This is a genomic window from Paraburkholderia madseniana, assembly GCF_009690905.1.
GTDB classification, from domain to species: Bacteria; Pseudomonadota; Gammaproteobacteria; order Burkholderiales; family Burkholderiaceae; genus Paraburkholderia; species Paraburkholderia madseniana.
Map to the genome: position 1 here is coordinate 1 of NZ_VOSW01000172.1, position 12,098 is coordinate 12,098.

15 protein-coding genes and 1 pseudogene are annotated in these 12,098 nt (G+C 58.6%); 4 read left to right on the forward strand and 12 right to left on the reverse strand.

The annotated features are described in order from the left end of the window. Positions 1-212: 212 nt before the first annotated feature. The 3 genes from FSO04_RS43340 to FSO04_RS43350 form a co-directional block, all read right to left on the reverse strand. Complete coding sequence (locus FSO04_RS43340) at positions 213-515, reverse strand: hypothetical protein (protein ID WP_154567491.1); 303 nt, start codon at positions 513-515, stop codon at positions 213-215. A 952-nt stretch (positions 516-1,467) separates the two neighbouring features. Further along, a complete protein-coding gene (locus FSO04_RS43345; RefSeq protein WP_154567492.1) occupies positions 1,468-1,770 on the reverse strand; it encodes a PepSY domain-containing protein in 303 nt (100 codons plus the stop codon). Between the two features lie 378 nt (positions 1,771-2,148). After that, on the reverse strand, positions 2,149-2,673 hold the full coding sequence (locus FSO04_RS43350; RefSeq protein ID WP_154567493.1) for a hypothetical protein: 525 nt from the start codon (positions 2,671-2,673) through the stop codon (positions 2,149-2,151). Positions 2,674-3,365: 692 nt separating this feature from the next. Between FSO04_RS43350 and FSO04_RS43360 the strand changes: the two genes are divergently transcribed. Together FSO04_RS43360 and FSO04_RS43365 are read left to right on the forward strand one after the other, a co-directional pair. Continuing rightward, positions 3,366-3,533, forward strand: coding sequence for a hypothetical protein (locus FSO04_RS43360; RefSeq protein WP_154567494.1), 168 nt, complete (start codon positions 3,366-3,368; stop codon positions 3,531-3,533). Between the two features lie 73 nt (positions 3,534-3,606). Next, the gene (locus FSO04_RS43365; protein ID WP_154567495.1) at positions 3,607-4,128 is read left to right on the forward strand and encodes a hypothetical protein; all 522 of its coding nucleotides are present in this window, start codon (positions 3,607-3,609) and stop codon (positions 4,126-4,128) included. Between the two features lie 28 nt (positions 4,129-4,156). Here FSO04_RS43365 and FSO04_RS43370 read toward each other — a convergent pair. The 5 genes and pseudogenes from FSO04_RS43370 to FSO04_RS43390 all read right to left on the reverse strand — a co-directional run. After that, positions 4,157-4,261: pseudogene (locus FSO04_RS43370) on the reverse strand (NAD(P)(+) transhydrogenase (Re/Si-specific) subunit beta); the annotation flags it as partial. Between the two features lie 183 nt (positions 4,262-4,444). Then, positions 4,445-4,711, reverse strand: a complete 267-nt coding sequence (hfq, locus tag FSO04_RS43375; RefSeq protein WP_154567496.1) for an RNA chaperone Hfq — start codon at positions 4,709-4,711, stop codon at positions 4,445-4,447. Positions 4,712-5,781: 1,070 nt separating this feature from the next. Then, positions 5,782-6,021 (reverse strand): response regulator, encoded by a 240-nt coding sequence (locus tag FSO04_RS48935; RefSeq protein ID WP_154567497.1) that lies wholly within the window; start codon positions 6,019-6,021, stop codon positions 5,782-5,784. 310 nt (positions 6,022-6,331) lie between these two features. Beyond that, on the reverse strand, positions 6,332-6,607 hold the full coding sequence (locus FSO04_RS43385) for a GlsB/YeaQ/YmgE family stress response membrane protein (RefSeq protein ID WP_154567498.1): 276 nt from the start codon (positions 6,605-6,607) through the stop codon (positions 6,332-6,334). A gap of 29 nt (positions 6,608-6,636) precedes the next feature. Beyond that, positions 6,637-6,954 (reverse strand): ElaB/YgaM/YqjD family protein, encoded by a 318-nt coding sequence (locus tag FSO04_RS43390; protein WP_154567499.1) that lies wholly within the window; start codon positions 6,952-6,954, stop codon positions 6,637-6,639. Between the two features lie 944 nt (positions 6,955-7,898). Here FSO04_RS43390 and FSO04_RS43395 point away from each other — a divergent pair. Beyond that, the gene (locus tag FSO04_RS43395; RefSeq protein ID WP_154567500.1) at positions 7,899-8,168 is read left to right on the forward strand and encodes a DUF1488 family protein; all 270 of its coding nucleotides are present in this window, start codon (positions 7,899-7,901) and stop codon (positions 8,166-8,168) included. 196 nt (positions 8,169-8,364) lie between these two features. Beyond that, positions 8,365-8,673 carry an acylphosphatase gene (locus tag FSO04_RS43400; protein WP_154567501.1) on the forward strand — a complete coding sequence of 103 codons (309 nt, stop codon included), beginning with the start codon at positions 8,365-8,367 and terminating at the stop codon, positions 8,671-8,673. A gap of 287 nt (positions 8,674-8,960) precedes the next feature. Here FSO04_RS43400 and FSO04_RS43405 read toward each other — a convergent pair whose 3' ends face one another. From FSO04_RS43405 to FSO04_RS43420, 4 genes are all read right to left on the reverse strand, one after another. Further along, entirely contained in the window at positions 8,961-9,500 is a 540-nt protein-coding gene (locus FSO04_RS43405) for a Uma2 family endonuclease (protein WP_154567502.1), read from the reverse strand. 1,406 nt (positions 9,501-10,906) lie between these two features. Continuing rightward, complete coding sequence (locus FSO04_RS43410) at positions 10,907-11,071, reverse strand: DUF2934 domain-containing protein (protein WP_154567503.1); 165 nt, start codon at positions 11,069-11,071, stop codon at positions 10,907-10,909. A gap of 33 nt (positions 11,072-11,104) precedes the next feature. Next, a complete protein-coding gene (locus FSO04_RS43415) occupies positions 11,105-11,416 on the reverse strand; it encodes a GlsB/YeaQ/YmgE family stress response membrane protein (protein ID WP_154567504.1) in 312 nt (103 codons plus the stop codon). A 173-nt stretch (positions 11,417-11,589) separates the two neighbouring features. Continuing rightward, positions 11,590-12,084 (reverse strand): YciE/YciF ferroxidase family protein, encoded by a 495-nt coding sequence (locus FSO04_RS43420; RefSeq protein ID WP_154567505.1) that lies wholly within the window; start codon positions 12,082-12,084, stop codon positions 11,590-11,592. Positions 12,085-12,098 lie beyond the last annotated feature (14 nt).

Sequence of the window (12,098 nt, forward strand, 5' to 3'; positions counted from 1 at the left end):
GCCCGTTTCATCGTGGTCACCGGAGGGGTGCCGAGGCAATGCCACACGAATAGCAACCGCTCCCGTGGGGGCTGGGATATCCCGAAGAAATCGAGCGGCTACGGGCGCAGGATAAAGTCCATCCAACCTTCGTGAGTCTGCACATCAAACCTTGCCGATACCTGGCCCGCCCCCGGAAGACTCCCCGATACTCCTTTGCCAGCGCTTATTCTCTAGTAGGTCTTCTTCATGTCGCTCTTCATGTCGCTACCTGAAGCAGGCGAGTCCATCGTCCCCTTTTTCTGCATCTGTTTTTTCGACTTGCTGTCCGATTTACCCATGGTGTTCGCGCCGGACGCACCTGACATCGTGTCCGTAGCGCCACTCGCGTTCGGCGTTCCCATTCCGGTTCCGCCCTGGCCGGCACTCCCGGCGCCACCACCTTCACCGCCGCCACCAGCTCCCATTGCATACGTCGCACCCAACAAGCCTAAAATCAGCATCGAAACCATGACTCCCTTTTTGGCAACCCGCATCACTGTCTCCCTTGAACGCACAGCGGCTAGTTGCAACCAGGCTGGTGCGACGCCGCCTCTTTTCTGCGCAATTCCCGTGCCGGTTAGTTTCGGCCGTCTGGAGCTCTGTGGCACCGACTCAGAGCATTCCGACTGACAACGCTACTTTGCAGAGGCTGCACTCGCGGCAGCAGCCTGACTTGCGGCCTTCGCCTTCCTACCGGCCTCGTGGTGCCCAACGGCACATCCGGCCGCCGCCCCAGCCACGCCGTGTTTTCCTGCAACGTGCCCGGCAACGCCTCCGACCACCGCTCCCTTCGCGCAGCCAGCAGCGGCCGCGTTATTAACAAGGGCGACGCTCAAAGCGAAGAGGACACAGCCAGCGAGTTTCATCATGATGCGTCTTCCGAAATGATGTTTTTCGATTTGCACCGCGCAAAAACGTACCGACGCAATAAAGGAATCTGGGCGGCCCTTCGCGAGGTCGATTTGCCGCGCAGAAGATGAACCGGACATCACGAACGAAACGATTCTCGGAGTACTCGACGGCGGGACTCTACTGGCCGCAGTCGGCTACGGCGCAGCGCTCGGGTTTTGCACGCGTCGTCGCGAACGTTGGCGGAGTGCGGGCTTTTCGAAAGACGACCGCGGTACGTGGCGCATGCCGCCGCTGGACGAGCTGTCGCCAACGACGCTCTCGCTGACCAGGCGTGTCTGGATGGGCGCACTGCGCGGCTATCTAGTCGTAGCTGTCTGCTGGTCGCGTCGGTAAAGTCGCGCAGATGACGCTGCCGCGCCAAGCAGGTATCGCTTCGCGGGCAGCGCCTTCGCACGTTGGGTGAAGGCAAAACACCGGGTGACGGCCTGTTGGCAGCGTTGCCTTGGCTCGCGTGTTGATACCTGTTGGTTCGCGGGCGAGCAGCGACGACTTGCCGTCCGTCGCCAATCAGCTTCAGCTACTAACAGCACTGCATCAATCAGGATTGGAGCTCTCCACCTTGTCTTCAAGGACTGCCCCATCCTGAGCGTCGACGCCGACCTCCTGCTTCACTTGTCCCCTGCGGATAACGAATGAATATCGCAATCCGCTGCCCCCGACTTCCTTTTCCAGTTCCTCATCGACAATTTTGCCGGGGTGTGCCCGGAGTGCGATAGAGCGCGCCTGCGCGATGCCAACCTTCGCATCCTTGGCGAACTGTTGTCCGCTGAATGCATGAGCACCAAGACTTGCAATCAACAACCCACATACCAATCCGGTTCCGAGAAGTATCCGCATATCAGCCCCCGTGTAGCTTTCCTTCAGTACGAAGCTGACATGTGAGACCTTAAGATTTCCTTATGGTAGTGCCGCCCAGTTGCATAACTGCACGCAGCAGGCGCCAAAAAGCCGGGCCGTTACCAAACCTCAAGACGATTGGCTTCGCCTGACACAGGCAGTACGCACTGCTCTGGGTCCGCTTGCCCGACGTGGGCTCCCGCTATCCGCAAAGTCTCTTCGCAACCGCCTAAGGTGCGGCTAGCCGAGCGAACCGTCCGAGCCCTCAGCTGAAGAGATGGTTGCCTGGCGACACTGCTTACTGAGGTGCTGTCGCGACCCGGACAACCGAAGCGGCAACGGCGGAGATAAATTCCGCGCGAACAGAATCGCCGACTCTCAGGCTGTCGAGCGATAAACCCGGGCAACATCGAACTCCTGTGTTTGAGTCGGGCCGCGCAGGGTGACCTTGCGGTTCTTCCGGTCGATTTTCAGTACCGTCGCCACGAACTCCACGCTTCGGGTCGAATTGACCTCTCCATTCGACGCCGGCTGCATGACTTCGGTTTCGATTCGCTCGCGGATGCCATTCGATGCCACTTTGTCTGCGTGCGTCAGAATTGGGTTTCTATAAGCAATATTGACCGTGTCCCCGAGTTGTAACTTCTTTACGTCAGCGATGTCCGGGCTGATTTCAAACACGACCATCTCGCCCGCCATGTCGCGCAAGGTCACGGTGTTGTACAAGGGGTCTATCCCAGCGACGCGTGCCTGGATATGCCGAAGGGCTTTCACACCGACTGCATGTCGTCCTGTGCGAGGGCCAGGCTCCTGGGCAACGGCCGATTGAAGTAAAAGCAGGCCGACCGGAACGGCAACAGCGACGACAGTTAAGCGGGCCTCGCCTGTTCTGGTTTCGCGCATATCCGCCTCCCCAAAAAGTCGAACGTTACAAAACCAGCCAGGCCAAAACAGTCATAGACATAAACCGGAACGTGGCCCAGCCCGCTTGCACCACAATGGCCGCGCGAGCTCGTTCGCCTCCCGTCGGAATGCTGTTGTCCGCCAGCCGAGATATCTGTTAGCAGCATACGGTCGCATGGAGGTGCACGTAATACAGCATAGGAAAACCGAGATATAAGCGGTTTCTGCCTCTCGATAACGAATACGCTTAGTTTTGAGGCTGGTCTTCGACACAACGACGATAACGCCCGCGGCAAATCTGCCCAACCGCGGACCCAGTTTCTGACCGTGGTCCCCACTCATACCCCGATTCGATTCGGCTTGATGTGTCCACGCGCCGGGCTCGCCCGGGGCCACTCATTCATCGTGGCCATCGGATAAACGACCAGACCCCGGGTGGAAACAAGCTGGTGCCCCGGAAGGACGGGACGTACAATTTTGGAAACAGGCAGCCAGAGAAACGAATGCGGAGTACCTGCCCGCGAAATGGCGGCCACCGCCGTTAGCCGTTCTGCAGCACTTCGTTGCGCGGCCCCGTCTCCACTTAGGGCAGAGTGATGGCTCGATGGCCGGCCGCCGCCCGTCCAAACCTGCCCGCAGCACTCCTGTGCAGCTGGCGCATTGAGCGACTGCCTTTCTCTTCGGAGCATGCGATGACGAACCAACCAAAGGAACAGAAACGCGGTGTCGGCCGCAAAGACGAAGACAAGCGCGCGGATGATATCCCGAACAGCGACACCGGCTCACCGGCACCTGACAGTGCTGCCCCTATCCTGCAGTCCGAGGATGATGGGCTGTTCGACGAAGACTCGCCGGAATAAGGGGCGACTGGACGAGGCGTTGTTCCGAAACAGCCCGTTTCGGAACAGGGACACGATGAACGGACATACCGCAATGGACGACCGGTTTGATAGACGAGAACTGCTGCTTCATCTCGGAGACATTCTCGAAGCGTTGCACTGTCTGGCCAGGACGAGTCGGCCGGACGCACCGGTGGCGCAGCTCGCGCAGAAAGAGAATTCGTTGCAGGACTTCGCGTTCCTCCGGGCGCTTGCGCCAACGATGACAGTTGCCGAATTCAGCGCACGCGCCGCCAGCGCGTTCTTCTTATGGCCAAAGGAGCTACTCGAGACTGAGCTCAACCGGAATGCGCTGGCGTCCACCGTTCAGCACGACCTTTTTGATGGCAACGCTGAAGGCTGGAGCGCGTATGTCGCTCACATCCAGAAGAAGGTGGCGTGGTTCGGGACCGGGCTTCTCAAGGTGAAAAGGGACCAGATGGCCGAACCGTCACACGATACCGGAAGTCAGGCGACTCCGCCCGAGGTGATGGGCGAGGTCCCGCGTGCCGCGCGTCGCGATGCGCCCAGCGAAAAGAAAGGTTGGCCCTGGCCCGGGCCAGAGTCGACGTCCTGACGCACTGTTGGTGTCTTACATTTCCAACGACCTGGTCGTAGGGCACCTGGGCTTTCGCGAGCAGCACATTTATGTGACTGGGCACGCGGCCGGCCACCGGGTGAATCGCGTACTTCACGTGGTCACCTGCATGAAACTTCAATGGACGTGCGATAGAGCCACGCTACGTTCACCACAATTCGGTCAGGCCAGCGAGCGCCACGATGCGCATCGGTGCCGGGTCGGCGCGTTTGCGCAGATGCGGTCGAGGCAAATGGAGAGGTGCATGGCCCGGGGCCTGCAGTGAAGAGTTACCCCTGTATTCCGGGCGCATGTGTTAGGCGCGTGAGGCAGTCACCCGATTGCTTGCCGCTTCGGGAACTGACCGTGTCACCCGGTCACCTGTGCCCGGCATCACGGTAGAGATTGCATGCTTGAAGACAAGCTGGCGACCTGACGCAGATTCCAGCATGACTGCGTACGTGTCGAACGCTACGAGATAACCACTGAGCCTGATTCCGTTTATCAGGTAGACGTTTGCCAATGTCTTTCCCGTGGCTAGCGACTGCAGGAATTCATATTGAAGGTCAGCCTGATTGGACATGTTGTTCTCGCTTGTCGGTAGCGCTTCTGCATTGTAGCTCTCGATAAGCCGACCCAGCCGCCGGGAAAACGCCAGGTCGGAATTGCTCTGTGAGTGAGAGATGTGGTCCACCGTCTGGCGGCAGCGAGCGGGTTAAGGCGTAGCAATTGCCCGTTATCTTGTAAATAGACTCTGGAGCATGCAAGTGCGGAACTCAACGAGCGAACACAACCCGGGCTCGCCAAAAAGCGAGGGGAAAATCGACCCGACGGTCAAGGACACCGTTCCTGCCAGCGACCCACCCGCAACCGACGGTCCGACGATGATACAGACCGATGAAGATGATGAGTTGCAGGACGAAGACTCCCCGAAATAGCAACAGTCGCCGAGCGCATTAACGTCACCCGCGACCCGACGCGACCGCCGCGTGCAAAACGAAAGCGCTTACGCGCCGAGGCAGCCGGTGGGGCCTTTCCTCAGGCGAAATGTGAGCAAAAACACAGAGCAACCGTGATTTTGCCCGCACCATGGCACCTGACCTGTTTAAAAGTACATCGGCACGCGAGACCAGGAAGCGCACAGAATACTGTTCAATAATTGGCGCCATCATTTGACCCGTCAGCGCAACCGCGGCGGCAGACGTTTTTTTTCCGATGAGCAACTGTGAATCCGTGCAGTGACATGGGTAATGCCGTTATACGGTGACAGTCAGTTGCGCTTTACCCGCAGGTTCCCGGAGCCGCCCTCGCTCAGGGATTTCCCGCCGCTCCCCGTCGGGGAGCGGCTCTTTCTATACTGGGCGCAACCCACTCCAATGGAACGCTCGACATCCAGAGGCGACTACGGCTTCTCGCGCTCGCTACCAACCGAGGGGCCCGAATTCGCCTATGCCATCACGGTCGAGCCGCACTCAGTCATCTCGAGTCATCCGATGCATCTTCCGAACCACGCCGGCACCTTTTGAAGTCACTGCGTCTTCTACCGAGCTTCTGCCGGGCGGCGACGCTCAAGCGGAGAACGCCAAGGCCGTTCTCCCCGCTGATACCCGCGCTGCGTCGCCACCTAATGTCGGGTGGTGAGCAGACGCCTAATCAGCGCCGACAATTCCTCCAGTGAAACCGGCTTGCGGAGAAACCGTTGCGCAAAGTGGCCCTTCCGTCTGTAGGTGGCGGGTCGCCCGACACGAGAATGACCGGCAGGTCGGCGCGGGGATTGCTATGTGGCAGCATCTTGGACAGCGCAAGCCCGTCAACATGCGGCATCTTCCAGTCGGTTATGACGATGTCCGGCTGGCGCCCAGTCGCAATCTCAAAGAAAGGCTTCCAGGCCATCTAGGGCGGTTACCGTGTGATGACCCTCCGTCTCCAGGAAGATGCGCAAGGCATCAATAACATCTGGCTTGTTATCCACCTGGAGTATTCGGCTCATCGCTTTCCCCCGAAAGGCAGGTTTCGCTTCGCGAACGACATGTGATTACATCCCGTCACGGACACAAGCCGGTCACCCCTTTATCCACAACGGGGCACGTCCGTGAATGCAGATGGCGTGCCCCGCAATGCTTCCCGGCGTTTGCTGCCGGACCGACAGGGGCGAGTGCTTGTCGCCCGAAGCGCTACGCTCAACGTATAAAAATTGAAGGCTTTAGAGTGGACGCGCCCGGCCTCGGCTGAAAAGTCGCAGAACAGCGAGCAGGATGACCGCGCCAATCAGCGCCGTAATGAGTGAGCCGATGATGCCGCTTCCCAGGTGCAGACCCAGCGCCCCGCCAAGCCAGCCTCCTATGAAGGCTCCGACAATTCCCACGATGATGTCGACCACAATGCCGAAGCCGCCGCCGTCGACGATACGACCCGCCAAGGCGCCAGCGATGCCTCCGATAATCAGCCAGAAAATGATTCCATGTGAGACCGGGTCCATGTTTCTTCTCCTATAGAGCTAAATCAGCATTAGCGGCGAGCAAGCATGCCGATGATGAGTCCGCCGATGAGTGCCATCGTGACCGCTTTCCACGGAGCCTCATGAACGTAATCGTCGGTCGATTCAGCTACGACTCGGTACTTCGTCTTGACCACCTCCTGTGCGCCGGCAATCTTGTCCTTCACGTCGGACAGCGTCCGGGCACTGGTTGTTCGGTCTCCGTCGCTGCCGCCGGACTTCGCTGTAGAGCCGTTGCCCTGTTGAGATGAACCGGCGGAACTGGCCGGGTCAGACGCGACGGGCAAGGGCCCGGCTGCCGGGGCGGTGGGTTGATTCGACTCGGTCATTTGAACCTCCATATTTCGTTTGAATGGTCCTATGGTTGAGCAAGTGGCGTGCCCCACAGGGAAGTTGAACGCGAACGGAGGTCGTCATCAGCGGCGCTCGCGGCGATTCGGCCTCGCGACGTTTCCGGGCGCATGCTTCGGACGACGACCGAGACGCATGCTATTCCCGCGGAAGGACTGCTATCAGACCTGCTTTCCACAAGCCTCAGTGCACACGGCTCCAGCGACCAGGAGCTCGCGAAGGACGAGAGAGTTGGAATCGAACGGGCTAGCTCTATCACCTAAAGCGCAGCCTGGAAAAAATCGTGGATGAGGAGTTGGAACATGAGGATGGGGCAGCGGACTGCGATACACCCTTGTGATTCGCAAGGGAGTGTGGCCGGAGAGCCTGGTGTCGATGCCTGAAGGCATACACTGATTCTCGACGTAACTATCGGGACATCGTCGCCGTCCATTTGCCACCAATCAGACGGCCGGCAACTGAGTCGCTTCCGGTGCTAACGACCGCTTCGCTTGAGGAGACTGCTATGCGAGTCGCGCCGAGAGGAATTTTGATTTCAGCCTCGCGCTAGCAGTGCAGTGCCTGAATGCACATGAACTGGCGACGCTCCTGGGGTGCCACTTCAAGCACCTTGCGATGTGATGGCGGAGACCCCGGACGTAATGGCACTTCGCGATGCCGGCTTCGCTCAACTGGCTGACTCTGGACAAGGCACATCCAGGTTCGCGATTACAGACGAAGGAAATGCAGTGTTGCGGATACTAAGCGCTGTTTGATTCGGCGGCTGGAGTCGGAAGCCTGGTGCCTGTGGTCACGCTGCGACCAAACGAATGGGCGCGTTAATTTTCTGAGCCTTCGGCTTCATGACTTATGATAAGGCTGGTACTGCCGCGAGTCCGTCCGGGGCAATCTGGCGGTTGGGTCAACAAAAAGCCGATGAACCATGGACAGCACTCTCGCCGCAGAAGCCAGCGTTTCCTCCGACGGAAAGCTAGTCATTTTTGTCGCACACATTTGTCGCCGTGCACTGCGATGCTCGATTACTCGCGACGCGCTGGAACGGCATTTCTGGGCGCCCATTGGCGCAAACGAAGCACGCTTGCTAAAAGCTTATACGGACGGACACGGCCGGATTGCGGCGGCCGTCGAGCGAAGGATGCTGCGAGCCCCGGACGAGCCCATAAAGCTGAACGCCGCAGATTTTTCTCACTGAGCGTTGCGTTATTCCATTTTTCGCGCAGGCAAAAAACCTGCTGTCGTGAAGAGAACTTTGGCAGATGCATGGCAGGTGGGACGCCGTTAGCCGGTGAGTAGCGCTGACGCGACAGCTTCCCAACTTCGCAATGAGCGCGTTCATACGGACGTTCGGCGCGCAGGACATCGTGACAACCAACGCTGGAATCACACAGATGGAAGACGACGAGAAAGATGGGATGCTTGAGACGCGGCTGGTGAAGGTGCGCGGCCTCGTGCAGGGCGTCGGCTATCGGGAAGCCTGTGTACGCCGCGCCTATGCGCTGGGCGTTACGGGCTGGGTCCGCAACCGCATGGACGGCTCCGTGGAGGCGATGATTCAGGGCTCGCCTGAGCAGCTTGCAGATATGTGCGCCTGGTTAAGTGAAGGTATGTCCGCCGCACTTGTCGACGAGCTTGAGGTGACCGAGGTGCCGCCACCGTTCGCCCGCTTCGACCACTTTGAACGACTGCCGACGTTGTAAGGCGTCGCGATTTGCCGCAATGCCGGCGCCGCTATTCGCACCTATCGATGTGCTCCGCTTTGTCCGTGAAACAACGCACGACTAGCCAAGGTAGCAATAGTGGCAATAGCCGCGCACGTGAGCGTAGCAAAGCGGACGGCAAGAGACATTCAATGACAGTGACCGAAGTGGCGACAATGCCCTCAAGGCGGCGACTCCGGCACGTCAGCGAAAAGGTAGACCGACCAAGATGAAATCACCGAAGCATGCCTTGGCTCGATAAGTCATCAACTTCGCAAGGTGGCACTCTAAGACACGCCGCCTTCCTGTTCGAAATACCTGCCGTCGAGAGATAGCGCTATTCCGAATACCGAAGTTTGACGCCGGCCCGCGGCGCCCCAGAACTCAACCCGTCCGGAGTGGCATACAACGATGACTTCGGTTGCGCCGCCCTCCAGATAGCTTGTTACCCGGCGGTCGATGTCATGCGCCCTGTCGCTATCGAGAAGCACTTCGACGCATAGGTCAGGGACAAACGGTACGGGGTCGTCGTGGTCGAAGCTTTCCCACCTGTGGCACGGCATCCAGACAACATCGGGAACCCTGATGCCAAGGGCTGGAGTAATCACGGGTACTGACATGGCGGCAAGATGCCCCATCTGCTCAGTTACGTGGCAGTAGACATCAGTGAGCACTATCTGACGCCTGGCTGACGGAGAAGGATTCAGTATTGCTTCGCCGAGTTCGTCTAGCTCGTATCGGTGCTGTCCGGCAAGTTCCGCCTCCGGAATGAGGCGATGCCACGCGGCAAGCAGTTCGTAGCGGTCCAGAAGAGCAGGCGTGCCCATAGTCGTCTCGCGGGGAAGTCGACTGAGCGTAAACCCTCTCCTAGCGGCTTGACAATCATTATCTATTTGTGCGCTGCACAAATAGCAGCTATGTTAGCCAGCATCACGCAAGCAGCTGTTTCGCGTCAGCGGTATCGTCCATGCGCCGCATCCCTTACGTTGCTGGCAATCGCCGCCTAATACTCACGTGATTTCTCAGATTTATTGTGCAGTAAGCTGCGCAATCCCCTTGGACCCATCGATTGGGCCGTACAGCGGCGCGAAAACTCGCGACAGACAATCCTGGCGTATTGTCTGCGCTGGGCATCGCTGAAAGGCAGATGTGGATACTGAAACGACTCGTTGGCGACCTGCTCGACGCGTCCCGGATAACGCATGGCGAACTGTCCGTCCTTCGTACGGATTACTCCAGGATATCGTCGCAGACGCCGTGGCGGCGATGAAGGCCAACATCAACGAAGGCGACCATCATGATTCTGCTCGTAGAGTCGACTGTCCCGGTAACCGTACAAAATTATCAATGAGCCGCAGCAAGTCCGTCTCGTCCGGGCGGGTACCCCATCGGCTGTATCCCGCGACAGATGCAATGGCAAACCAAGAATGCGGCGGAAACCATTCTGCTCGCACTGTGACGCCGCCGATGATTCGTAGCCGGCCCGTGTCGCAGAGAAACTCTGCCTGAATCTTTTCACCGCCTACGGTTTTGCTGGCAATAACTGGGGTGGACCGAAACATAGTGTCCTCCTGCGGTTTTCTGCTGCTGAAACGAACGCTCGTGTGATAGCTCCCAGAGAAAACGAACATGGACTCAATGTTTTCACCGCCCCTCAAATCGACGAGGGACATAAACCCTGCAGACAAAGCCTGACTGGCAAGCCGCAAGTTACGTGCCGGATTGAGCAAACGCCCAGCAATCGGTCTTTTGACCAATCTGGCGCCTAGCCTAAGCCCTTTTCGGGAGCAGTGACGCACTAGCTTGAAGACCGAAGCACCTGCTGCGTGCTGCGTCGGTCACCAGCCGACCCTCTTTTTATTTATATTTTTACGCTTGCGCCGGCGCTCCGCGGAGTCCGATACTGACTTGGCCCGCGTTGTCTCCTCTGCGGTGCATCAGTCTTGGCCCGCTCCACGCGGGCTCCTTTTGAGCGATGCCTGCGAACGCTGGCCAACGGCCGGACGCGTAATTCCGGAGGCGCCATGGAAGTCTGCGACGGATGTGCCGACATAGACGGGCGGCCCGTTGACGTTCAACGGAAACGGCGAATCTGAATATGCAGATTTGCGAGCATCGGACAGGCAAGCCGCCTGTTTGATTGAGCGCCGCACTCTCCGAAGCCTGCGACGGGTGTCATCGGAGCACAATCCGCTGACACCCACGTCGAACCCTCGACCAGAAGCTCAACTACTCACGACGCGCTGCCTGTTTCTGGCTCTGCCGGGTTGCCCCCAGCACCTAGCTGCTGCCGCGCCTTCTCCCAGTATTCTTCGGAACGCCCGTCGGGACTTCCGTCTTTTTCCCAAAGATAGAAAGCGAGCGTACGAATCTGGTCCTCGGTGACTGGCACATCCATTTTCACTCTCCAAAGAAAAACTGCCTCAACGGGTTAGCACGCCGTCGCTCGCGTCAATCTCGTGTGGGCCTCAAGTGCGCGCCCTCGGCCGCCGCTGAAAAGGCGCAGGACGGCGAGCAGGATGACTGCACCAAGAAGTGCCGTGAGCAGCGAGCCGATGATGCCGCCACCCAGGTGCAGTCCAAGCACTCCACCGAGCCATCCTCCGATGAAGGCGCCAACAATGCCTACGATGATGTCGACAAGAATGCCGAAGCCGCCGCCGTCAACAATCCGACCGGTCAACGCGCCAGCGATGCCGCCGATAATCAGCCAGAAAATGATTCCATGCGAGACAGGGTCCATTCAGTTCTCCTAGGGCCGCCAGGTTAGTGGCCAACGAGATATCCGTTTTGAGACTGTTGATTGCACCGTCGGTACCTACCGCGCCGCAGTGCAATCGACAGATTTCGCAATCGACAGAATCCAGCTGGAGTTTGACAAAGGCGGCGCTGGCCGCCGCCTGGCGTAGAGTCGGCCTAGTTTCCCAAGGCTTCTGCCGCCACCTTTTCCATAGCGAGGAAAGTTAGCTTGTCGTCGGTAGCCTTTTCTTCCTTGAGCGTTTCGGCCAGAAGCTTGACGGCAGTGGTTTCGCCAAGCTGTTTGGCCAGTGCTATTAACGAACCGTACGCTGCAATTTCGTAGTGCTCCACTTTCTGCGCTGCTGCGATGAGGGCGGTGTCGAGAACCGGGCCTTTCTCAATTTCGTCAATCTGCTCTTGGCCTTCTTCGACAAGACCCTCCATGGCAACGCACTTGATGCGTTTGAGTTTGATTCCGCTGGCTTCGACCACTTGGTCAATTCTTTCAATCTGGCCTTGCGTTTCTTCCAGGTGCGTCTCGAATGCTGACCGAAGGTCAGGACTGGTCGCTGCCCGCGCCATCTTGGGAAGTGACTTCGTCATCTGTTTTTCGGCACTGTAAATGTCCGATAGCGAATGAATGAACAAATCCTTCAGGGTCTTAGTAGCCATGGTTCCTCCTTCCC